Genomic DNA, 24,042 nt, shown 5'->3' with positions numbered 1-24,042 from the left:
TTCAGTGGAGATGGTTATGAGGTGAGCGAATATAAGGTATATATGCTGCCGAAGTATATGAATGGAAACAAGTACATTGAGCTGCTGGTTGACTCATTGGAGGCTAAAGGCGTTCAAGTTGAGCATTTCAGCAAGAAGAAGATCGGTACGATTAAAAAAGGCGACGTATTGCATTTTCATTGGCCAAGTTTTCATTATAGAGGCAGCAATATATTTAAAACCGGTATAAAGACGGCAGCGTTTCTGCTCTCTTTATTTTTTTTGAGGATGAAGGGTATTAAAGTCGTTTGGACCGTTCATAATTTGTGGCCGCATTCAACGGGCAAGAACAAGTTCGATAAAATAGTGCGGACGCTGCTTTCATCTTTATGCACGAAGCAAATCGTAATGGGGAATGCGGTAAAATCGGAATTAGTTAATCTGTTTAACGCAAATGAACAAAAGGTAGTGCTTATTCCCCACGGCCATTATAAGGATGTGTATAAGAGCAAAGGTATCAATGTCAGAGAAAAGTTCGGCATTCCCGAGGATGCGTATATTTATGCTTTCTTCGGTCAGATTTCGCCGTACAAAGGAATCGACAGACTGCTGAAAAGCTTCGCGGAGGTGAGTGACAAACAATCGCATCTGCTAATTGCCGGCAGGAATTCGGCTGACTTTGACGTCTCTGTTTTTGATCACCTGACTGATAATGTGCATGTGTCCTTAGGTTATATCGAGGACAATGAACTGGTCGATTATATCAATATCGTCGATTCGATCATTCTTCCTTATAAGGACATCACGACCTCGGGGACCGCAATACTCGCGCTTTCGTATTCAAAGCCGGTCGTGGCCCCCGATATAGGGCTGTTAAGAGAATATTTGGGTCCGGGCTGCGCTGTTTTATACGATGCCGGGGATGAGGACGGCCTGCGGAAAGCGATGCTTGAGGTCAGAGAAAAACGGGAAAAATTCCGTGACAGCAATGCGTTTAACGAGAAGCTAAAGGAACTCGACTGGTCGAGAATTTCCGATTTGACACTTCGTGCATATAAAAGCGCCTACTAGGGTCTGGGCTAAAAGGTGGTCAGTATGGAGCCTAATGTTTATATCGTGCTTGTTAATTACAACGGTGCCAATGACACAAAAGAATGTGTAGACTCACTATTAAAGCTGAACTACCGCAATTTCAAAATACTGGTGGTCGATAATGGGTCTACCGAAGCTTCCGACCTGAATCATCAAATCAATCATCCTCTCGTTACTCTGATCAAGAGTAAAGAGAATCTGGGGTTTGCAGGCGCCAACAATCTGGGAATAAGGATCGCGCTGGGTGCCGGAGCCGATGCGGTCTGGATGCTTAATAACGACACGATTGTTACGGATGATTGCTTGAAGGAAATGGTGGAAGTGCTGTACAGGGAACCGGATACCGGAATTGTCTGCCCGAAGATTCTCTATTACAGCCAGCCGGACACGATCTGGTTCGCCGGAGGAAAGCTGAACTGGCTGAAAGGCAATACGCATCATATAGGCCAGCACAGAAATAAAGACATGAAGCAGGAAACGGAAATGGATGTGAACTTTGCGACAGGCTGCAGTCTGCTCATAAAACGCGAAGTGTTTCATTCCGTCGGCGTTCTTCGGGAGGATTATTTTCTCTACTATGAAGATACCGAGTTCTGCTGCAGAGTAACCAAAAGAAGTTATGCTATCAAGTACAGGAGCGACATTATTATTTACCATAAAGTGTCCGCTTCGACTTCCGCTAACGGCCTGAAGATTTATTACATGACAAGGAACAACCTCATGTTTATGTGGAGAAATGTAAACAAGCTTGTGTTTTTGCTGTTTATGCTCTTCTTTGTGAAAAAAAATCTGACGTACATTAAAGGATTGTTCATGAAGGTACCCGAGCCCCACAAGAACAACTCCAGGATGTTTCTTCTCGGATGCAAGCATTTTATACAGGGTAAAAAAGGGAAATATAAAGCGCCAATAGAGAGTCCCAAAGAAACGGGACAAAAAAGTGGAGAAAAGGCTGCGTTATGAAAAAAAACCTCTTTTCAATGGCTTCGGCCGAGCTGGCCGCAAGAATTTTGGCGTTTGTGCTGACGATCGTCATCGCAAGGAACTTCGGTGCGAGTGCCTTCGGTGAACTTTCTGTAGCACAAATTATCGGTACGTATATTTCGATCCTGGTCGTCTTTGGTCTGAATACGATCGGGATCCGGGAGCTGGCGAAGAATGAATTCGCGGAATCAATCGTTACCAATATTCACAAGATTAAATTAGCCTTCTTCCTGGTAACAAATGTGATTTCCGTCGTTATTTATCTAATGGCCAGTTATGATCCGCACACCAAGCTGCTTGTACTGCTTTATATCTTTTCCTCTTCGCTGCTGGCGGTTATGGATTTAAGCTGGGTGTTTAACGGATTCTCGATGATGAAATATACATCGCTCGTAAGGATATTCCAGCAGTTTCTGTTTGTGCTATTAGCTGCGGCACTGCTCTACTTTACACCGCTGGGAGTACTCGCTCTGCCGATTTCACTGGCAATCAGCGCATTGGTGACGGGCGTTTACGCGATCTACCTGCTTAAGCGATCCAAGCTAATCAGCAGCATGAACTTTAAAGAGATGTTTAATTTCACCCGTTTTTCACTGGATGAGATAAAGCTGTTTACAAACAGCGGAAAAATATTTCTCTCGGCAATTCTTGTTCAGGTGTATACAAGCTCCGGCGCATTAATCGTCAGTCACTATCACAGCGCTGCAGTGGTCGGACTATACAATGCCAACTTGAAAATAACCATCCTTTTAGTCGCGATTCCAAGTATTATCGTCACGGTTCTATTCCCCCTCCTGTCGGGAGCAAACGACGGGAGAAGGAAGGAATTGTTTAATTCCTCGTTGAAGACGATGTGCGTCATCGCTCTTCCGATCTCGATCGGGGGAGTCATAACGTCCTATCATCTCATCGGCTTGCTCTACGGGGCGGAGTACCTGGGTGCTAGTGCCAGCTTTAAAATATTGATAATAGGGATATTCTTCAGCTTCATCAACTATGTGCTGGGTTATCTGTTAATCTCCCATAACTCGGAGAAAATGTTTCTCCGAATGGTCATCATCTCATCTGTGGTTAACATGTCGCTTAACTTTCTGCTCATACCGCGTTTTGGGATTATTGCTGCATCTGCAACATCGGTCCTTGCGGAGCTAATCATCACGATTGGTTATTCGTATAAGATTCACCGGCTGCAGTTTTTTAGTATAGAGATCGGATGGGTCGGCCGAATGGCTTTCGTCAGCTTACTGTTTGCTGCGCTTGTCATGACGTTCAATTATTTCACGCCGATTATCGTTACATTAGCGATGAGCTGCATCTCGTATGCCCTTCTCGTGTACTTCTTCAGATTAATGCCCTTTATCGCCAGACCTAAAAAGGTGCTCCAAGCTAATGCTTTATAATAAAATTCAAAAAATTAGGAGTGAAGAGAGATGAAAGGAATTATTCTTGCAGGCGGAACAGGTTCGAGGTTATATCCATTAACGAAGGTGACCAACAAGCATTTGCTGCCGGTTGGCAAATATCCGATGATCTATCATTCTATACACAAATTGATCGCTGCCGGTATTGACGACATCCTGATTGTCACAGGACGAGACCATATGGGCGACGTCGTTAACCTGCTCGGAAGCGGTCATGAATTCGGCGCGAGTTTCTCCTACAAAGTGCAGGACCAGGCCGGCGGTATCGCGCAGGCTCTTGGTTTGGCGCAAAGCTTTGTGAAGGATGAGCCAATGCTTGTTATTCTCGGCGACAACGTATTCTCGGATGATCTCACACCATACGTCGAGAACTTCAAACGGCAGGGTACGGGAGCAAAAATCTTGCTCCAAGAGGTGCACGATCCCGAGCGTTACGGAGTTGCGGAGCTTCAGGGCAACCTTATCGTCGGCATTGAAGAGAAGCCGAAAGAGCCGAAAAGCGCTTATGCGGTAACGGGTATTTACATGTACGACGCCAATGTTTTCAATTTTATCAAGACATTGAAGCCGTCCGGTCGCGGCGAGCTTGAAATAACTGATGTTAATAATGCATATATTCAATCGGGAAATCTGACCTACGATATTCTCTCAGGCTGGTGGACGGATGCCGGAACACACGAATCTTGGGCGCATGCTAACGAGCTGGTGCGCAACCAGCACTTCGACCTGTCGTTCGGCAAACAGCCTGCGGCTGTGAAATAAGATCAGATAAGGAGCCATAACGTGAAGATTATTCGAACCAAGCTGGATGGCGTTCTCATTATAGAAACAGACGTATTCGGAGACCATCGGGGCTTCTTTACGGAAAGCTATAATAAATCCCGGTTTCATGAAGCAGGCATAACGCACGATTTTATTCAAGATAACCATTCTTACTCGGCGGAGGCCGGTACGCTGCGCGGCTTGCATTATCAGCTGAGTCCCAAGGCTCAAACGAAAATGGTTCGAGCCATTGCCGGTGCAATTTATGATGTTGTCGTCGACATCCGCAGAGATTCGCCGACATTTGGAGAATGGGTGGGTGTAATTATAAGCGAGAGCAACAAACGGCAGATTCTGGTGCCCAAAGGTTTCGCGCACGGTTTCTGTACTTTAGTCCCTCATACGCAGGTGCTTTATAAAGTAGATGAGCTGTATTCGAAGGATCATGACCGCGGAATTCTGTGGTCGGACCCTGATTTGGCAATCGATTGGCCGATGGGTAACGTCGTGTTGTCCGAGAAAGATAAAGTGCATCCGCTGCTGAGGGATGCCGAAAACAACTATACGGTATAGGAGCAAACTAATATGAATATATTGGTAACTGGTGGAGCGGGCTTTATTGGAAGTAATTTTATTCAATATATGTTGAACAAATATCCCAATTATCAAATTGTTAACTTCGACAAGCTAACTTACGCGGGTAATTTGGAAAATTTGACTTCTGTAGAACGCAATGGCAATTACCATTTTATAAAGGGAGATATTTGCAACAAGCAGCTGGTGGACGATACGGTCAAGCAGTTTAATGTTGACATCATCGTCAATTTTGCCGCAGAGTCTCATGTTGACCGGAGCATAACAGAGCCGGATATCTTCATAAAAACAAACGTACTTGGTACGCAGGTGCTGCTCGATGCGGCGAAGGATAACCAGCTTAAGAAGTATGTGCAGATCTCGACCGATGAAGTTTACGGTTCCCTTGGCGAAACGGGGTACTTCACGGAAGACACGCCGCTTGCGCCGAACAGCCCATATTCCGCAAGCAAAGCGGGAGGCGATCTTCTCGCAAGAGCGTATTTCGAGACGTTCGGGATGAACGTTAATATTACGCGGTGCTCGAATAACTACGGACCGTTTCATTTTCCGGAGAAATTGATTCCTCTGATGGTGACGAACGCGCTTGAGGGCAAGCAGCTGCCGGTTTATGGGGACGGCCTTAATGTCAGGGATTGGCTTCATGTGATGGACCACGCTTCCGCTATCGATCTTGTGATTCATGACGGGAAGCCTGGAGAAGTCTACAACATCGGCGGACATAACGAACGCCGCAACATTGATATCGTAAAGCTCATACTTGGACTGCTTGGCAAATCCGAGGATCTGATCCGTTATGTCGAGGACCGCAAAGGTCATGACCGCCGTTATGCGATTGATCCGACGAAGCTGACAAACGAGCTGGGCTGGCAGCCGAAATATACGTTTGAAACGGGCATTAAGGAAACCGTTCAGTGGTATCTCGATAACGAGGACTGGTGGACACGAATCAAGAACGGCGCATATACCAACTATTATGAGCGGCAGTACGGTGAGAAGCTCTATGGCTAAACTAAGGGCGGTCGTCACCGGCGCACATGGGCAGCTCGGCAGAGACATGGTCGACTGCCTGGCTTCCCAAGGGTATGAAGTGAAAGGGTATGGCAGAACGGAGCTGGATATTACCCGGCTCGATCAGACCAAAGAGCTGTTAACGGCTTTTAGTCCTGATGTTATCGTACATGCAGCTGCTTATACAAAGGTGGACTTGGCGGAGACCGAGCCCGACGATGCGTATGTGGTTAACGGCTACGGCTCCAGGAATCTGGCTGTTGTAGCCGATTCTCTGGGTGCCAAGCTCGTTTACGTGAGCACGGACTATGTATTCAATGGCCAGGGCACAGAGCCGTATGATGAGTTTCAGCCGACAATGCCCATTAACGTGTACGGAAAATCGAAGCTGGCCGGTGAACAGTTCGTCGAACGGTTTCATTCCCGGTATTTTATTGTTCGCACCTCGTGGGTGTATGGAAAGCACGGTAATAACTTTGTGAAGACCATGCTGAAGCTTGCGGAAGAACGCGACTCACTATCGGTTGTGAGTGATCAGGTCGGCTGCCCGACATATACGAAGGATCTGGCGGAATGTATCGCCGAGCTGATCAAGACCGAGCAATACGGCACTTATCATGTATCGAATTCGGGCAGCTGCTCATGGTTCGAGTTCGCACAAGCGATCTTCGAATTATCGGGCCGCAGCGTTGAAGTGAAGCCTGTATCAACGGACCAGTTTCCTCGTCCTGCCAGCCGGCCGTCGTATTCGGTATTTCTGCATAAAGCGCTTGAGCTTGGCGGCTTTAGTCCGATGAGACCCTGGAAGGACGCACTCGCGGATTTTATTGAAGAGATTTCTTATGTAAATAAAACTTAAAGTTAAACATAGAAATACAAGGAGTGATGAGAGTGAAACTAGTACTTCTTTCCGGCGGTTCCGGGAAAAGGTTATGGCCGTTATCGAATGACTCCAGATCCAAACAATTCCTTAAGGTGCTGGAGGCTCCGGACGGAAATCCGGAATCGATGGTTCAGCGCGTGTGGCGGCAAATCCAAAGCACCGGTATGGATCACGATACTTATATTGCCACCAGCAAGCCTCAAGTGGAAATTCTGCAAAGTCAATTAGGCCACCATATTCCCGTTATTGTCGAGCCTGAACGAAGAGACACGTTTCCGGCAATCGCCCTTGCAGCCACTTATTTATATTCCGTGCAGGGTGTCGGCCTGAATGAGGCCATAGCCGTCCTGCCGGTTGACCCGTTCGTGGAAGAGTCGTTCTTCCACAAAGTGAAACAGCTTGAAGCTGTGCTCGAGAATTCAGAAGCGGATTTGGCGTTAATCGGCGTCAAGCCGACCTATCCGTCGGAAAAGTACGGATACATCATTCCAACGGAAACATCATCGATCGACTATGAATCGACTGTTTTCTTAAACGTCAGCCGATTCCAGGAGAAACCCCGTGAGGAAGAAGCGGCAGCAATGATCCGTGAAGCTGCCCTTTGGAACTGCGGGGTTTTCGGATTTAAGCTCGATTATTTGATTAATCTGCTTATCTCGATGGAGCTTCCGATCCAATACGATGAGATGCTCAAACAATATAACAAGCTGCCGAAGATCAGCTTCGACTACAAAGTGGTCGAGAAGGCCAACCATATCGTTGCCGCACCTTATGACGGCGAGTGGCGGGACCTTGGGACATGGAACACACTGACTGAAGAGATGGATCAAAAGGTGCTGGGAAGAGGCATTGTTTCCGAAGATTCATTAAATACCCACCTCATCAACGAACTGGATATTCCGGTCACTGTACTTGGCTTATCCAACGTTGTTGTGGCGACAAGCCCGGACGGCATTCTTGTCAGTGATAAGTCCGCAAGTCCGAGAATCAAGGAGATATTAAACGGCATCGATAACCGGCCAATGTTCGAGGAACGGCGCTGGGGGCATTACCGGGTTGTGGATTATATCAAGTACGCAGAAGGTAATGAAGTGCTCACCAAACGAATCTGCATCAAGGAAGGCCGGAACCTAAGCTACCAGTTCCACGAGAAGCGGGATGAAGTGTGGACAATCATTGCAGGTGAAGGTGAGCTTATCCTCAATGAGAAGATGAGCCAGCTTGCAGCCGGCGACGTTGTGAAGATTCCCCAAGGAAGCCGGCACAGCGTCAAAGCGATTTCGGATTTGGAAATCATTGAGGTTCAAAGCGGCTCCGAGCTTATCGAAGAAGATATCATTCGGCTTAATATGGCTTGGACCGAGATTCTAGAGAAATGTGTCTAGACGGGAGCGGAGAGAAATGAAAATTGCTGTTATTGGTACAGGGTATGTCGGGTTAGTTTCGGGGGTATGTTTCTCGGAACTCGGAAACCAGGTCATTTGTGTCGATAAAATGGAACATAAAATCGAAATGCTTCGTAACGGCGAAGTGCCTATATATGAGCCGGGACTGCAGGACCTTCTGGTCAAGAACGCATCAGAAGGACGGCTCTCCTTCACAACGGACTTGCTTGATGCCGTACAGCAATCGGACATTATCATCATTGCGGTGGGAACACCGTCGCTTCCGAACGGGGAAGCTAATCTGAGCTTTATCGAGCAGGTTGCTCATGATATCGCTCAATCGATGAACGGGTATAAAATTGTCGTCACGAAAAGCACGGTGCCTGTCGGAACGAATCATCGGATCAAGCAGCTGATTTCCAAGCTGACGAATCATCCGTTCGATATTGTCTCAGTCCCGGAATTCCTGCGGGAAGGTTCGGCAATTAAGGATACGTTCAACCCGGACCGGGTCGTGATCGGTACGGAATGTGAAGCGGCAGCGGAGCGAATTGCCGAACTTCATAGGCCGCTGTCCGATAAGATCGTTGTAACGGATATTCGCAGCGCGGAAATGATCAAATATGCTTCGAATGCTTTCCTCGCCACCAAAATATCATTTATTAATGAAATAGCGAACATTTGTGAGAAAGTAGGCGCAGATGTGACGAATGTGGCGGAAGGCATGGGCTTCGACCATCGAATCGGACATTCGTTTCTTAAGGCGGGTATCGGATACGGCGGGTCATGTTTCCCGAAAGACACGCAGGCGCTTATCCAAATCGCCGGTAATGTTGATTACGAGTTCAAGCTGTTGAAGTCGGTTGTGGATGTTAACCGCGATCAGCGCTTCAGCATTATCAGCAAGCTGGAAACGATATTTGGTTCCTTCTCAAATCGGACGATTGCAATCTGGGGGCTTGCCTTCAAACCGAACACGGATGATGTCCGGGATGCTCCAGCGATTGAAATTATTCATGAGCTCGTGCAGCGAGGCGCTAAAATTCGCGCGTATGACCCGATTGCAACGGCGAATTTCCGGCAGTGGGTCGATCACGCCTCCATTACATGGTGTGAAGATGCCCTTCAAGCGGCATCCGGCGCCGATGCGCTTTGCCTCTTAACGGAGTGGCCGGAGTTTGAACAGGTGGAGTTGTCTTTACTCCAGAGCATCATGAATCAGCCGGTTCTGATCGATGGCAGAAATGTGTTTACCGAGGAGAAGCTGGCATCTACAGACTTCATTTACAGCTCGATCGGTCGGCCGAATATGAACCGCGGGGAAATTCTTCGCACGGCGCTGCCCCTTTAGGTTTATATAGCAGGCACTAGGACCAAGGCACTTCTTTTGAAAAAAGTAGTAAAAAAGTAGCTTTTTTTCTGAAAAAATAGTTACAAACTGTATACTTAATGATATAATTGATACAGATAGTAGCAGTTGAGTGAAATCGGATCAGAACATCATTGATCGCCGTGGAGGAAAAAATGAGTGCTATAGCCGGTATCATTCAATTTGACGGAGAACCCGTACCCATCGAAGACGGCCAATATATTATGGACGCCTTAATGAAATATCCAGCCGACTGCACAGACACGTGGCAGGAGAGGAACGCTTTCCTTGGATGCCATGCAGGATGGATTACACCTGAGTCGGTTCATGAGCGGTTGCCTTATTACGATGAGGAAACAATGCTGGCGATAACGGCAGATGCGATCATCGATAACCGAAATGAGCTGTTCGATCGGCTGGAGGTAGAGGTTAACCGAAGAAAACAGATGACGGATAGTGCGCTTATACTGCTTGCTTATCGGAAATGGGGGCAAGATGCTCCAAAGTATTTAATCGGTGACTTTGCGTTCATGATTTGGGATGCGGGTAAACAGCTGCTCTTCGGAGCGCGAGACCTGCTGGGAAGCCGGAGCTTATATTATCATTATGACAGACATAGATTTGTATTTTGTTCAGCAATCTCGCCTATGTTCGATTTGCCGGACGTAAGCAAGGAGCTTCATGAAGCGTGGTTTTCAGAATTCCTGGCTATCCCTCATATGATTGAGACAACTGATGTTTTCTCAACCGCGTATCGCAACATCATGCAAGTTCCTCCGGCTCATTCCGTGTTAGTGGCGGGCGGAAGGGTATCAGTTTCCCAGTATGGGACATTGGTGCACACCGATAAGCTTCAGTTGAAGTCAAGCGGAGAGTATCTCGAGGCTTTTCGCGAAGTGTTCAAGGAGGCGGTAGCATCACGGCTTCGATCGCATCGGCAGGTTGGCGCTACACTAAGCGGCGGACTTGATTCAAGTGCAGTCGTTAGTATCGCGGCGAAGGAACTGCTGAAGGATGGGAAAACATTACATACATATAGTTCGATTCCCGTGCATGATTTTGTAGATTGGACAGATCGAGGTTCGATAGCTGACGAGAGGCCGTTCATTCAAGCAACTGTCGAGCATGTGGGGAACATTAAGGACAATTACCTCGATCTTGCAGGCAGGAGCCCGCTTTCGGAAATCGACGATTTACTCGATCTTCTGGAGGCTCCTTATAAAAACTTTGAAAATTCGTTTTGGATAAAGGGTATTTATGAGGAAGCGGCGCGGCATCAAGTGAAGGTGCTGCTGACGGGAGCGAGAGGCAATTACACGGTTTCATGGGGCTCGGCGATTGATTATTACGCTATATTATTCAAAAAACTGCGCTGGATTCAGTTCTACCGTGAGCTCAAGCTCTTCAGCAGACAGACGGGAATCGGGAGGTCGCGCTTGCTGCCTATCATCGGCAAATATGCTTTTCCCTTTATTCAAGCTCCCGTTACTAACGAACCCGATGTCCAGCCGTTAATTCATCCTGATTTCGCAAGGAGAACGGGCGTATTTGAAAAGCTGCAGAACCAAGATGTAGGACTCACTCCTTCTTCGGTTAATGTGCTCGAGGAGAGGCAAAATTACTTTCGGAACCTGGCAGCCTTGAATCTGCAGGGGACTGCGGGAGCGAAAATGTCGCTGCGCTATGGATTGACGGAGCGGGATCCGACGTGTGATCCGAGATTGGTCCGATTCTGTTTATCCGTTCCCTTTGAACAATATACGCACAATGGCATCGGCCGGTCGCTGGTCCGCAGATCGACCGAGAATGATTTGCCTGACAAAGTAAGGCTGAATCAACGCACACGGGGGATTCAAGGGGCAGACTGGCTGCATCGATTGCAGCCTGCCTGGCGCATGTTCACGGACGAGATAAAACAGCTTTGTAATGATCCTGCTGCATCCGGGATGTTGAATGTAAGCCGGATAAGGACTTCCCTCGCCAGTGTCGGGGAATCGCCAAGGCCGGATCAGGCTTTCGACCCGGATACAAGGTTTCTGATGCGCAGTTTAATCGCATTCCGGTTTATTAAGAAGCTGCAATAACCAAACCTATTGAAGGGAGGTGAGAACTATGGAAAACAAAAAAGTATGGGAAACACCTGAGTTGGAAGTACTTAACGTAAGCGAAACAATGGCTGGCTGGGGCTTGACAAAGGTTGACTACACGTACGTAAACGGTAAGCTTGCTGACGCTGATATCTACTCGTAAGTTGACTTATTGGTTATTTAGCAGGATGAAGAGCCCTTATACAATACGTTTTTGTATAAGGGCTCCTCTAATTAAAGGGAAATGATTCTATTAATATAAGGGTGAGAGAGATTATACCTACTGTGAAGAAAACGATTTATACTGCCTTCGGCTTGCGGCTCACAAGCGATATCCCGCTTCCGGAATTGTCTATCGCGAGAGATGATGATATTCACGCGGATATCGAAATTATGATCGCGGATTTACCGAAATTCTGGAATGATGAAGTGTCAGAGGCGAATCATTTAAGCTATGCAGTACGGGATCATCAAATTTTCTTTCATATCCCCAAGGCGGCAGCCTTCTGTATCCAGGAAGGGAAAAGGATAATCGTTTCACCTATGATGGGCTCGGACATGAACAAGGTGCGTCTATTTTTACTTGGAAGCTGTATGGGAGCGTTATTGATGCAGCGGAGAATACTGCCTTTGCACGGCAGCGCAGTCGTTATCGACGGGAAGGCTTACGCATTCGTAGGTGAATCGGGAGCCGGAAAATCAACGCTCGCGGCAGCATTTCTTAGCAAGGGTTTTCCACTGTTAAGCGACGACGTCATTCCCATATCTTTATCCGCTGACGGGGCATCCCCGGTTGTATCGCCGGCTTATCCGCAGCAGAAGCTGTGGCAGGAAAGTCTGGTGAACCTGGATATGGACACCAATCTTTACAGCCCGTTGACACACGAAGTCGAGAAATTCGCGGTACCGGTGTCTTCCCAATTTTATGCCGAATCCGTACCGCTCGCCGGCGTTTTTGAAGTCTTAAAGCTGGAAAACGGAGAAACGGAAATTCGCCGTATTCAGAAGCTTGAGCGGTTTCGTATTTTCAATTGCCATACTTACCGTAATTTCCTCATTCCGCTGCTTGAACTGGAAGAATGGCACTTTACATTTTGTTTGAATCTTATCAATCATGCTGCTGTGTATCAATTACGGCGGCTGGATTCCGGATTTACCGCACATGATTTGGCAGCTCAAATCTTAGACACAATTTCGGAAGGAGCATAAAGCTGATGCAAACACAAACATTTTCCCCCGAACAGGTCGTTTTACAGGCTAAAGGCAATCTTGTCAGCAATATGGATGGCGAAAAAGTGATGATGAGCATTAACAATGGAAAGTATTATAATCTTGGTCAAGTAGGAGGAAGAATCTGGGAGATTATTGAATCGCCGGTCTCGGTTGAACAGATAACTTCCGTGCTTCTCTCTGAATACGATATCGACCGGGAAGCATGCTCCGAGCAGGTTGTAAACTTCCTGCAGCTACTGCACAAAGAAGGATTAATACAAACCGAGTCGCGGGAAGAGGGCTAAAAGACATTGTGGCGGAGAGCGAAGAAGTTTCTATCGATGCGCAGGGCCATGAGGATGTTAATTCTGGAGGCCTTCCTGTACCTCGGTTGGGCACGTATTCTTAAAGCACTGCCTTTCTCAAAGGTAGCACCGTCACTCGGAATTCTGATGGAAGAGACGCCTTTAACGCATAATCAATCGGATGAAGTGACATTGCAGAATGTTTCGCGTGTAATTCGTACGATTAGCCGCCATACCTGGTGGGAGAGCATGTGCCTGGTTAAAGCGATCGCGGCAATGAAGATGCTTGAAAGACGGCGGATTGAGAGCACGCTGTATCTTGGTACGGCAAGAGATTCTTCCGGTAAGATGATTGCGCATGCCTGGCTCAGAAGCGGCCCGTTCTATATAACGGGAGCGGAAGAGATGGATGCGTTTACTGTAGTCAGCAAATTCGGGAAAGTATTAAGGCTCGAGGAGAAGCAAAGGAGCATAATGAATGGATAACAGATTCTGTCTTGATTTAAGTTCATTCTCGAAAGAATTGAAGCTGCTGGTTTCTTTGATCGGGATGAAGGATGCTCCGGAGGTACCGGATCATATCAAGAATTATCTTACTGAAGAAGACATGGACTGGAATCAATTCGTCCAACTGGCCAGACATCATCGTGTCTATCCGACGGTCTATTCAAAGCTGAGCAAATTCGGCAATGATCTTATTCCTGCCGAGGTGGTCCGTGCCCTATACATGGATTACAACAAGAATACCTTTCAAATGATGCATATAACGGCTGAAATGGATAAAATATGCAAACAATTCGATGAACATAATATTCGTTCGCTGATGCTGAAAGGCCCCGTCCTCGCACAAGCTCTTTATGGAGACATCTCTCTTCGCACGTCTAAAGACCTGGACATTCTGATCCCAGTTGATGATGTTGATAGAGCGGAGAAGATTCTACTCTCATCCGGATATACGATAACGGATGAAAGACCCCGCATTTTGGACGACTGGAAAGTAAAGAAGCATCACATTTCCTATTATAACCCCCAAACGAAGGTTCAAATCGAAGTCCATTGGAGACTGAATCCGGAAACGGGCAAAGAACCCGCTTTCGAAGAGCTGTGGGAACGGAGAAGCACGAGCTCGCTTACCAGCTATCCGGTTTATTTTCCGGGAAATGAAGATTTGTTTCTCTATCTTGTTTCACATGGCGCCCGTCATGCCTGGTTTCGGCTTCGCTGGCTGATTGATATTGATCGCATGGTGCGAAACAAACTGGATTGGGGGAAGCTCATTCCTCTGTTGAAAGAATACCACTGCAGCGATTTGGCCGGACAGGCGCTCATATTAGCCTCCGAGTTAATAGAAACGCCCCTCAGCCAAGAGATGAAAACCTTGACTGCGGATAAACGTCCTTACCGTTTAGCCCAAAGCTCGATTGATTTTATAAAAGAAATTATGCGTTTAAGCCCGACTAAGCATTACAAAAGGTATTTACTGTCAATAAAATCCAATCATCAAAAATGGAATTATATGGTCGGCCTCATGTATCCGAGCTCGTGGGATGCACAGACATTGCCCTTGCCAAAGCAGCTGCATTTCCTGTATGTACCCTTACGGCCGATATTGTGGATTTGGCGGCGCATGAAACAACAAGTAACACCATAGGAGAGGGTATCATGCCTCATATTGTTTATTACCTCAAAAAATTACACGTATTCGCCGGACTCAAGCTCTATTCCAACCTTCTCGGTATGGTGTTGATTAGTTTTTTTGAAGGAGTCGGAATCTATCTGATAGTTCCGATGCTTAGCTTTATCGGTGTTTTTAATGTAAGTACCGGGGGAATCCCCTACCTCTCTTCAATCATCGAAAAACTGAATACCGTTCCGAGCGCATATAAACTGCCGCTTGTCCTTGCTGCTTACATTGTACTCATTATAGGCCAAGCATGGCTGCAGCGGAATCAAACCAATATGAGCATGGCCATTCAACAAGGCTTTATGGGTTACCTAAGAACGAAAATTTATCAGGCTCTTATGAAGGCGAAATGGTCTTTCTTTCTTAAGAAAAGGAAGTCTGATTTTAATCATATTATGACGAACGAGTTAGCCCGTGTCAGCCAAGGGATTTACTTGTTCATGACTTTATTCACCTCGCTTGTTTTCACCGTGATCCAGATCGGCTTTGCGTTCTGGCTGTCGTTTGAATTGACCGCGTTCGTGCTTGTATGCGGGTTCGTGCTTGCTTTGTTTTCCCGGAAATTCATCAAAAATGCGAAGAGACTGGGAAGGAATACGACCGAGCTCTCACAGAGCTATATGGGCGGGATTACCGAACATTTCAACGGTATTAAGGATATTAAGAGCAATAGGCTGGAAGAGCTGCATCTTACATGGTTTCAAGCGTTAAATGACCGAATGAAGGTTAATATGATCCAGTTTGCCAGATTGCAATCGAACTCGCAGTTTTTCTATAAAGTAGCGGCTGCCCTTCTCATTACGTTGTTCGTTTATTCATCGAACACAATTTTTCATATTAAAGGCGAACAGCTTATTGTTATTATTATTATATTTTCCCGGTTATGGCCCCGGTTTGCAGGCATACAGTCAAGCTGGGAACAGGTAGTCTCGACGATTCCCGCCTTTAAGAGTTTAAGGGAACTGGAGAGGGAATGCGAGGAAGCGCAGGAATCAAGGTTTTTTGATGAAAGCATTAAACCTATCCGGATCGAAGAGGGCATTGAATGCCGTCATATCCACTTCCGGTACGACCTGGATAATGTACCTTATGCTCTTGAAGATATTAATCTGAAGATTCCGGCCAACACCATGACCGCGATCGTTGGAAAATCCGGAGCCGGGAAGAGCACTCTGATCGATATCCTTATCGGACTCCTGCAGCCGGAGGAGGGCCAGGTTATTATAGACGGCGTTCCGCTGAGTACGGAGAATGTGTATTCCTTAAGACGTTCTGTCAGCTACGTTTCGCAGGATCCCTTCCTATTCAATGCAAGCATCAGAGAAAATCTGATGCAGGTTGAGCCGAATGCGAGCGAAGAACAGCTCTGGGAAGCATTAGCCTTTTCCGCTTCGGATGAGTTTGTCAGGAAGCTCCCTCAAGGCCTTGATACAATCATTGGTGATCGGGGTGTCCGTCTTTCGGGCGGAGAAAGGCAGCGTATTGTACTAGCCAGGGCGATACTAAGAAAACCGGCTATTCTCGTATTGGATGAAGCAACAAGTGCTCTTGACACCGAGAACGAAGCGAAGATCAAGCAATCGCTCGATCGTCTGAAGGGGTCGATGACCATTATTGTTATAGCTCACCGGCTATCCACCATTCGGAATGCCGATCAAGTGCTTGTTCTGGAGCAGGGCAGAATTATTCAGCAGGGAGGCTTTCAACAGCTTTCCAAAGAAAGCAAAGGCACATTCAGTCAATTACTCGCTTATCAAGCAGAAGCGAATCAGTAGATTACGGCGCGGCATCCCCTTTCACTTTACCATCCTGGTGAGGTGAAAGGGGATTTTTCATTTGGGTTGTAATAAAAGATGTCTTCTCACTGAATGAAAGAGTCTGCATAATCCATAAGCCAGCAGAATACCGAAAGAGTCTATGAACATATCCGCGATTCTGCCGTCCCTTAGAAAAAACAGCTGCAATATTTCGGTAAATATTCCGTAACTGATGGATACGTAGATTCCCGGTTTGTACCGTCCAAAGTTCGAGAGGATCAGTGCGAGGATAAAGAAACCGGAAAAATGTCCTATTTTCTGAATTAAGTAGATGTTGTCACGGAAATCGCTGAAATGAAAAATGAGCAGCTCCCGCCAATTAGGATGGGGAGTAAATACGAAATAAATGAAATGATTTCGAAGCAGCAGAGTAAAGCTGACCGTACATGTGCAGACGAAAATCACGATTCCCCATAGAATTCCCAGAAATATCCTCAAATTATCACTACCTTATTCCCAGTGTAATATAAAATCGCATAGATTTTCTTGAGACAAATTGTAACACGAAAGCTGATGACAAGACAAATAAGAGCATAATTGCTTCAATAAATAATAAAATTTTTATAATTATTAATAGTAAATGGATATTTTATGATATAATCGATACATATAGTAGCAAAATGCTGCCGAAACATTCGCATGCCCGGAAGCAGGGGGGACCGTAATTGATCGACAGAAACGGCAATAATCTCATCTTCTTGCTATGTGCTCCCCGGAGCGGGAGCTCGCTTGCAACCGTGATGCTTCAAAATCACAGCAAAATATTCGCTACCCAGGAAATGTGGTTCTTGATGAGCCTCTACGATATGAAACTAACCCCTCATCGCGCTTACGGTGGCACCGGCATCCTTAATCAATTCTTTAATGGCGTACTCCCCGGCGAAACGTATGAGCAAGCCTGCCGTGCATTCGCCCTTCAAGTATATAACGGCCTGCTGCAGAGCAGCGGCGCCGATATGGTTGTGGACAAATCGCCAAGGTATTATTATTTGCTGGAATTTCTGGATGCGCTCTTCCCGCACTCGCGGCGGATCTGGCTCATTCGAAATCCGCTCTCCGTAATTGCATCTTACAAGAAGGTTTACCAAGACACCAACGACAGGTTCAACCTGAAGGAAGATTTGCTCAATCCAAAATTCGATATTAAGATGATCGATATTACCGTCGGATTGCTCAGGTACATGGATTACTTCTCCGGGGGGAGCTCTTATGCTTACCGGCTGAGTTATGAGAGCATGGTTGCACGTCCCGAAGAAGAGCTTCGGATGCTGTGCAGGTTCCTGGGACTTACCTATGAAGAGGGCCTGGATAAGTACGGCGACTTTATGAATACAGCCAAGGCCGATTTGTATTACAGCATGGGTGTCGGGGATCCGTTCGTCGCTCAGCATACACAGCCGCATCTTGGGTCCGTTGACAGCTGGAAGGAAGTGTTGGATAAACGGGAAATCGAGATGTACTGCCGCGTTCTTGGCGCCGAAGTCTTCCACAAACTTGGATACAGCCGCCAGTTAGCGGAAGCTGAAAGCTTGACAGGCGCGAGCTTCGAGATGAAACCGGACATGGAACTGATTCAAATGCGCACGAGACAGCTGGCTGGCGCAACTGGCTGCAGGTGGGAAGAGAACTATCGAATGAAGACCGACGCACCGGCAGAAGGCCGGCTATTCCAGGCTGAACCGGGCGATATGCGGACGATGATTAATCCGCAGGTGCTGCAATTGCAAATAACGCTGCGCTCGCTCGAGAAAAGGTTGGAGAAAAGCTATGCGACTCAGAAGCATCTGGCTGCCCAGCTGGACGCGGTGAAGAAAAAGATCAACCGGCTAAAGTCGATGATCCCATTTGGTCGTCATCTTTCTCAATGGGCATCCAATTACCTGATTCATAGCGGGAGGAAGAAATGAGCGCCATCGCGGGTATTCTTTGCTTTAACGATGAAGACCCGGCACTTGAGGAGAACGGCCGGTTAATGATGGAAGATCTGCAGCGTTACCGCGCCGACTATGCGGGTATCTGGCAGAACGGGCCGCTCTTCCTCGGGTGCCGCGCCCAATGGACTACTCCCGAATCCCGTAATGAAAGATTGCCCTGTTACGATTCCTCGAGCAGGCTTGCGATCACGGCGGATGCGATTATTGATAACCGGGAGGAGCTCTTTGCCCGGCTGCAGGTCGAGCAAGCCCGCCGCGAAGCGATGACGGACAGTGAGCTTATCCTTCTCGCCTATCGCAAATGGGGACGGAATGCTCCGAATTATCTGATCGGTGATTTCGCCTTCGTCATATGGGACGAACGCGAGAAGCTCCTGTTCGGAGCGCGGGATATGTTCGGGAATCGAACATTGTATTATTACCGCGACTCAAGCCGGCTTGCGTTCTGCACGACGATTTCACCGCTGTTTACTTTACCCGGCGTAAAGAAGGAGCTTCATGAGCTCTGGCTGGCGGAGTTCATGACTATACCCGTTATGCTCGAATCACCGGATACCGCGTCAACGGTGTACAACAATATTAGCCAAATACCCCCTGCGCATACACTAACGGTTAAAGACGGGAATGTAACAAGCTCCAGGTACGGCGGCACGCTGGCGCCTGACAACAAGCTTGTGCTGAAATCCAACGAGGAGTATGACGAAGCTTTCCGCGACGTATTCCAAACGGCGATCAGATCAAGCCTTCGGACATACAAACCGGTAGGCGCCACGTTAAGCGGGGGCCTGGACTCGGGTGCAGTGGCCAGCTTTGCCGCGAAGGAATTGCGCGAAGAACGGAAGAGGCTGCATACATACAGCTACGTACCCGCTGACGATTTTCAGGATTGGACCGGCAAGGGACGAATTGCGGACGAAAGTCCATTCATCCAGGCTACCGTTCAGCATGTGGGGAACATTCAGGAGAACTATTTGGACTTTGCAGACCGCAGCCCGCTATCCGAAGTTGATGAGTGGCTCGAGCTTCTGGAAATGCCGTATAAGTTTTTTGAAAATTCATTTTGGATCAAGGGGATATTCGAGAAAGCACAGGAGCAAGGGGTCGGTGTCCTGCTAACCGGGGCGAGAGGCAACCTCACAATCTCATGGGGGCCGGCGATCCATTATTACGCGATCCTTGCAAGAAAGCTCAAATGGATTCAATTGTACCGCGAGCTGCACCTGTTCAGCAGACGAAAAGGGATACGGAGGGCGCGGTTATTGCCGATGATAGGGAAGCAGGCAATGCCCTTCTCCCCTCAGATCTCCTTGCTGGGCAGCGAGCCGGATGTTCCGCGGTTAATCCACCCGGACTTCGCCCATAAAACAAATGTAATGGCGAAGCTTCAGGAGAGGGATAACGATTTAAGCGGCTTCTTAAGAACAGATGCCTTAGAGGCAAGAAGCAACCACCTTCACAATTTGGCCATTGCCAATTTAAGAGGCACTAAGGGTACGAAGCTGTCGCTTAAATATTCGATATGGGAACGGGATCCGACCTGCGATCCGAGAGTCGTCCGGTTCTGCTTATCCGTACCGTTTGAACAATATGTGCAAAATGGTTACGACCGTGCGCTTATACGGAGAGCGACGGCGGGTTATTTGCCCGATAAGGTCAGATTAAACCAGCGCATCCGCGGCGTGCAGGGGGCAGATTGGGTTCACAGGATGATTCCGCAATGGCGGCCTTTCACGGAGGAGGTCGGAGCGCTTTGCAACGACCCCATTGCATCACACTATATGAACGTGAATCAGATCCGAGCGGCGCTTTCCAAGGTCGGTAGCTCCCCGCGGACCGAGGACGCCTTCAGCCCGGAAATCAGATACCTGATGCGAAGCGTCATTGTTTACAGGTTTCTAACTAAATTCTATAATCCGTGAGCTGAAAGGAGGTGATAACCATGGAAACCAACAAAAAAGCTTGGGAGAAGCCGCAATTGGAAACTCTTAATGTAAGCTCCACCATGCTGGGCATCGGTACGAAATATATCGATTTTGTTAGCCCGAGCGACCTTGACATTACAGATACGCCTCCAGTCTCCTAATATTTATACAGATTGAGCAATGATACTTAGGCCTTTATACAAGCGACTTTGTATAAGGGCCATACTCAAGCAAGCCTTTAATGTCACATAACCGGGGCTTCTTTAAAAAGCCGTGAAGGATAGGGTGAAAGAATATGATTCCAACCGTCAAAAAGATGAAGTATAAAGCCTTCGGACTTCAGATAGTAAGTGAAATCGTCCTGCCGGAGCTGATGGGACCGGATCTGCCGGAGAATGAGCCGGATGTGGAAATCGTCGTGGCCGATCTGTCCAAAGCCTGGCAGGACGTACCGGTCTACCAAAAGTTCTACGGGACAGCTGACGGCCAAATCTTTCTTCATGTACCGGAGACCGCGTTATTCTCCATTGCTGAAGGAAGCAGGATAACCGTCTCTCCCATGGCCGGAGCGGACGAGAACAAGATCCGTCTCTATTTGCTTGGAACATGCATGGGCGCGCTGCTGATGCAGCGGAGAATACTGCCTTTGCACGGCAGCGCAGTCGTCATAAACGGGAAAGCTTATGCATTCGTCGGCGAATCCGGTGCCGGAAAATCAACGCTTGCCGCCGCTTTCCGAAACAGCGGCTATCAGCTTCTGAGCGACGATGTCATCGCCGTATCGCTGTCGCCGGATAATCCGCCTGACATTATACCGTCTTATCCGCAGCAGAAGCTGTGGGAGAACAGCATCACTCATTTGGGGATGGAAACGAACCGCTACAATCCGTTATATCAGGAAGTGAACAAGTACGCCGTACCTGTCGCTTCAACATTCTGTAAGGAACCGGTCCCTTTTGCTGGCGTATTCGAGCTTGTTAAAGCGGAAGGAATGGAAGCTGAAATTCATCCCGTTCAAAGTCTCGAACGTTTCCCGCTCTTATTGAACCATACTTACCGCAATCTGTTGATTCCGCTTCTGGAGCAGGAACAGTGGCACTTCTCGGCCTCAGCGCATATTGCCGGGAACATCGATGTTTATCGGTTATCCAGACCGGCCGAAGGCTTTACGGCATATGAGCTGGTAGACCGCATAATCGATACCGTAATCAAGGGTGGACGAACTTCGGATCAGTCCAAATCCAGGGAAGATGTGAAAGTCAATTCCTGAGCAGAGAGGTCTTGGGCGAGACTTATGAGAAAAATCAAGAGATTTTTGGCCATGCCGCCTCATATGAGGAAATTGCTGGTTGAAGCGTTTATGTATCTGGGCTGGGCTCGAATACTGAAGAGCATGCCCTTCTCAAAGGTCGCGCCTTCTTTGGGCAACCGGATGGAGGAGAGTCCATACCGCCGCGATCGGACAAACGAGAGCGAGCTGCTGCAAATAGCACGGGCGATTCATATCGCAAGTCGAAATACCTGGTGGGAGAGCAAGTGTCTGGTTATGGCAATTGCCGGGATGAAGATGCTGGAGCGGCGCCGGATCGGCAGTACGCTTTATTTGGGAACAGGTAGGAATGAAGCAGGTGAGATGGTCGCTCATGCCTGGCTGAGGAGCGGTCCCCTGTATCTGACCGGAGCGGACGAGATCGACAAATTTGCGGTCGTCGGCGTTTTCGGCAATTACTCCAGGTTCAACGAAAGTTCCGGGGAAGAACAATTGATGTGTAGCGCGCGAAAATAATGCCTTATTGAAAGCAGATATTTCATAAGGCTTAATCGATAGTTGACGTTGGATACCTGCGGCAAAACCTTCTTACCGATAAGGGGTTGATAATTTATGTTCAGGCTTGGAGCTTTTGACAAAACAAAAATGCTAACGTGGGCGCTTGCGGCGGGAGCTGTGGCCATCACACTGATGCTCAGCAAATTCAGCTCACTTGCCATGATCGGAGCCCTTGCAGTTGCGGCAATTGTATTTCTATGTTTCTATTCGCTTGGTTTTTGTTTTGGACTTTTCCTGCTGTCCTGTACGATGAATCAGCTGGGATTCGGCGTTGGCAGTTTCCATGGCAGACCGGATAACTTCATCATGATTATCGCATTTGCCGCTCTGTTCTTTCATATTATAGTCCGGCAGCCAAAGCCGGCGTTCAAATTTATCCTTACCAAGGAAACCTGGCTAATAATCATCTATCTGTGCTACACGCTTGTCGTATCCAGGATCAATAGCCCGGTATGGCACTTTTCGGTTTCGGGGATCCTCCAGCTTGCAATGTCGACGTTAAGTCTGGTTCTGATTACCCAGCTGTATAACATGAAGAATGACATCTATAAATACATTAATTGGTATGTGGCGCTCGGCCTTATCCAGACCGTGTACGGGCTGATTTGTTATGCTTATTATACAGCCACAAGCAGATACTTGTTCGAGGACACGTTGAACGGTCTGATGACAGGTCAGCTTGGAACGTCGGTAAGCGTCAGAGGAACCTTCTTCGAGGCCAACTTATTCTCTTCTTTTATCGGATGTACGTTTTTATTGATTATCTCGGTAATGACACTGAAGGGCAGTAAGAGCAAGCTGCTGTACAATGTCGGCAACATTATACTCTTATTGGCCGGCATAACCTTGGGATGGACCCGTTCCGTATGGCTGGGCCTGGTTGTATGCTTGCTGATTCTGTTCATGTATTTCGGCAAAAAGTTTATGAAGCCGAAGACGATCTTTAGCGTAGTCGGCATTGTCGTCTGCTTTATTCCCGTTTATTACATCATTCAGTCGAGCTTTAACCAAACGTCGGGAGTGGAGAACTTATTCGCCAGCAAAATCAATAACTTTTTTCAAACGGATGGCGGCTCCAACGCTTTCCGGGTAGACAATGCGGTGACCACCTTGAATGACTGGAAGCTCGCGCCGGTCCTGGGAAGAGGCTACTTCTCAATGAAGTTTATGGGCGACGGTGCCTGGATCATCAGCTCGCCTCTTGCCATCCTCCACGATACGGGAATTATTGGTTCCATCATCATGCTTTCTCTGGTATTGGTCGTTATCTTCGATTCCATACGCTCGATTGCGAGAAGCCGCGATGTGAGACACCGAACGTATCTTATTGGAATGTTCAGCGGCTTTATATTGAATCTGATCGCGACATGCTTTACGACGGCGCATACCTTGTCGATGTTTTGGGTGCATATGGGACTGCTGATCGTGCTAAATCGGCTTACAGATAAACGATTGGAGAACAAAGAGATAGCGGGCACAAAACCGGCGGACGCAGCCTCTTTGCAACCGAATATATCATAAGCCAAACTCGCGTACATGCTCCGGTTCAGTGGAATGTACGCGAGCTTTTTGAAAAACTTTCAAGCATTACTGAAGTGAAAATCCGGTAATCCCCGCTTTTTTCTCTCGCATTCCTCTTACGGACACTTCTATATTTCTCCCTGAAATGATAAGGCTGAAAACAAGCTTCGAACCAATGCTTATTTATTTATACCGAATATGATACAAAATGTATCATAAAATACATATAACAATCGCACATTCAGGATAAGG

23 protein-coding genes are annotated in these 24,042 nt (G+C 47.5%); 22 read left to right on the top strand and 1 reads right to left on the bottom strand.

The window, feature by feature from the left end; all coding sequences use genetic code 11:
• Positions 1 to 21 precede the first annotated feature (21 nt).
• The 16 genes from KZ483_RS22950 (at position 22) to KZ483_RS22875 (ending at position 16,543) form a co-directional block, all read left to right on the top strand.
• Complete coding sequence (locus tag KZ483_RS22950) at positions 22 to 1,050, top strand: glycosyltransferase (protein WP_220349885.1); 1,029 nt, start codon at positions 22 to 24, stop codon at positions 1,048 to 1,050.
• Positions 1,051 to 1,074: 24 nt separating this feature from the next.
• Complete coding sequence (locus tag KZ483_RS22945) at positions 1,075 to 2,034, top strand: glycosyltransferase family 2 protein (RefSeq protein ID WP_220349882.1); 960 nt, start codon at positions 1,075 to 1,077, stop codon at positions 2,032 to 2,034.
• Positions 2,031 to 3,455 (top strand): flippase, encoded by a 1,425-nt coding sequence (locus KZ483_RS22940; RefSeq protein WP_220349881.1) that lies wholly within the window; start codon positions 2,031 to 2,033, stop codon positions 3,453 to 3,455. Before KZ483_RS22945 ends, KZ483_RS22940 begins: the two co-directional genes overlap by 4 nt.
• A 30-nt stretch (positions 3,456 to 3,485) precedes the next feature.
• Positions 3,486 to 4,238: a sugar phosphate nucleotidyltransferase gene (locus KZ483_RS22935; protein WP_220349880.1), complete on the top strand. Its 753-nt coding sequence runs from the start codon at positions 3,486 to 3,488 to the stop codon at positions 4,236 to 4,238.
• A 21-nt stretch (positions 4,239 to 4,259) separates the two neighbouring features.
• Entirely contained in the window at positions 4,260 to 4,811 is a 552-nt protein-coding gene (rfbC, locus tag KZ483_RS22930) for a dTDP-4-dehydrorhamnose 3,5-epimerase (RefSeq protein WP_220349879.1), read from the top strand.
• A gap of 12 nt (positions 4,812 to 4,823) precedes the next feature.
• A complete protein-coding gene (gene rfbB / locus KZ483_RS22925; RefSeq protein ID WP_220349878.1) occupies positions 4,824 to 5,843 on the top strand; it encodes a dTDP-glucose 4,6-dehydratase in 1,020 nt (339 codons plus the stop codon).
• Positions 5,809 to 6,702, top strand: coding sequence for a dTDP-4-dehydrorhamnose reductase (gene rfbD / locus KZ483_RS22920; protein WP_258881387.1), 894 nt, complete (start codon positions 5,809 to 5,811; stop codon positions 6,700 to 6,702). Before rfbB ends, rfbD begins: the two co-directional genes overlap by 35 nt.
• Before the next feature lie 32 nt (positions 6,703 to 6,734).
• Positions 6,735 to 8,111, top strand: coding sequence for a sugar phosphate nucleotidyltransferase (locus KZ483_RS22915; protein ID WP_220349877.1), 1,377 nt, complete (start codon positions 6,735 to 6,737; stop codon positions 8,109 to 8,111).
• Positions 8,112 to 8,127: 16 nt separating this feature from the next.
• Complete coding sequence (locus KZ483_RS22910; RefSeq protein WP_220349874.1) at positions 8,128 to 9,462, top strand: UDP-glucose dehydrogenase family protein; 1,335 nt, start codon at positions 8,128 to 8,130, stop codon at positions 9,460 to 9,462.
• A gap of 173 nt (positions 9,463 to 9,635) precedes the next feature.
• Positions 9,636 to 11,564: an asparagine synthase-related protein gene (locus KZ483_RS22905; RefSeq protein WP_220349869.1), complete on the top strand. Its 1,929-nt coding sequence runs from the start codon at positions 9,636 to 9,638 to the stop codon at positions 11,562 to 11,564.
• Positions 11,565 to 11,592: 28 nt separating this feature from the next.
• Positions 11,593 to 11,730, top strand: coding sequence for a paeninodin family lasso peptide (locus tag KZ483_RS22900; RefSeq protein ID WP_220349868.1), 138 nt, complete (start codon positions 11,593 to 11,595; stop codon positions 11,728 to 11,730).
• A gap of 110 nt (positions 11,731 to 11,840) precedes the next feature.
• The gene (locus tag KZ483_RS22895) at positions 11,841 to 12,776 is read left to right on the top strand and encodes a phosphoenolpyruvate carboxykinase (ATP) (protein ID WP_220353625.1); all 936 of its coding nucleotides are present in this window, start codon (positions 11,841 to 11,843) and stop codon (positions 12,774 to 12,776) included.
• A gap of 5 nt (positions 12,777 to 12,781) precedes the next feature.
• Positions 12,782 to 13,084, top strand: a complete 303-nt coding sequence (locus tag KZ483_RS22890) for a lasso peptide biosynthesis PqqD family chaperone (RefSeq protein ID WP_220349863.1) — start codon at positions 12,782 to 12,784, stop codon at positions 13,082 to 13,084.
• A gap of 48 nt (positions 13,085 to 13,132) precedes the next feature.
• The gene (locus KZ483_RS22885) at positions 13,133 to 13,570 is read left to right on the top strand and encodes a lasso peptide biosynthesis B2 protein (protein WP_258881386.1); all 438 of its coding nucleotides are present in this window, start codon (positions 13,133 to 13,135) and stop codon (positions 13,568 to 13,570) included.
• A complete protein-coding gene (locus KZ483_RS22880; protein WP_220349861.1) occupies positions 13,563 to 14,735 on the top strand; it encodes a nucleotidyltransferase domain-containing protein in 1,173 nt (390 codons plus the stop codon). The genes KZ483_RS22885 and KZ483_RS22880 overlap by 8 nt, the downstream gene beginning before the upstream one ends.
• Before the next feature lie 11 nt (positions 14,736 to 14,746).
• Positions 14,747 to 16,543, top strand: a complete 1,797-nt coding sequence (locus tag KZ483_RS22875; protein ID WP_220349860.1) for an ABC transporter ATP-binding protein — start codon at positions 14,747 to 14,749, stop codon at positions 16,541 to 16,543.
• Between the two features lie 57 nt (positions 16,544 to 16,600).
• Here KZ483_RS22875 and KZ483_RS29205 read toward each other — a convergent pair whose 3' ends face one another.
• A complete protein-coding gene (locus KZ483_RS29205; protein WP_397376225.1) occupies positions 16,601 to 16,990 on the bottom strand; it encodes a VanZ family protein in 390 nt (129 codons plus the stop codon).
• A 260-nt stretch (positions 16,991 to 17,250) separates the two neighbouring features.
• Between KZ483_RS29205 and KZ483_RS22865 the strand changes: the two genes are divergently transcribed.
• From KZ483_RS22865 to KZ483_RS22840, 6 genes are all read left to right on the top strand, one after another.
• Positions 17,251 to 18,492, top strand: a complete 1,242-nt coding sequence (locus KZ483_RS22865; protein ID WP_220349858.1) for a sulfotransferase family protein — start codon at positions 17,251 to 17,253, stop codon at positions 18,490 to 18,492.
• Complete coding sequence (locus KZ483_RS22860; protein ID WP_220349856.1) at positions 18,489 to 20,438, top strand: asparagine synthase-related protein; 1,950 nt, start codon at positions 18,489 to 18,491, stop codon at positions 20,436 to 20,438. The genes KZ483_RS22865 and KZ483_RS22860 overlap by 4 nt, the downstream gene beginning before the upstream one ends.
• 20 nt (positions 20,439 to 20,458) lie before the next feature.
• Positions 20,459 to 20,602: a paeninodin family lasso peptide gene (locus KZ483_RS22855; protein ID WP_220349852.1), complete on the top strand. Its 144-nt coding sequence runs from the start codon at positions 20,459 to 20,461 to the stop codon at positions 20,600 to 20,602.
• A gap of 134 nt (positions 20,603 to 20,736) precedes the next feature.
• Entirely contained in the window at positions 20,737 to 21,711 is a 975-nt protein-coding gene (locus KZ483_RS22850) for a phosphoenolpyruvate carboxykinase (ATP) (RefSeq protein WP_220349847.1), read from the top strand.
• Between the two features lie 63 nt (positions 21,712 to 21,774).
• On the top strand, positions 21,775 to 22,227 hold the full coding sequence (locus KZ483_RS22845) for a lasso peptide biosynthesis B2 protein (RefSeq protein ID WP_258881385.1): 453 nt from the start codon (positions 21,775 to 21,777) through the stop codon (positions 22,225 to 22,227).
• A gap of 96 nt (positions 22,228 to 22,323) precedes the next feature.
• The gene (locus tag KZ483_RS22840) at positions 22,324 to 23,790 is read left to right on the top strand and encodes an O-antigen ligase family protein (RefSeq protein WP_220349839.1); all 1,467 of its coding nucleotides are present in this window, start codon (positions 22,324 to 22,326) and stop codon (positions 23,788 to 23,790) included.
• Positions 23,791 to 24,042 lie beyond the last annotated feature (252 nt).

This window comes from Paenibacillus sp. sptzw28 (assembly GCF_019550795.1).
Lineage (GTDB): Bacteria > Bacillota > Bacilli > Paenibacillales > Paenibacillaceae > Paenibacillus_Z.
The sequence above is the reverse complement of the archived record's forward strand: the minus strand, read 5'-3'. Positions and strand labels throughout refer to the sequence as shown.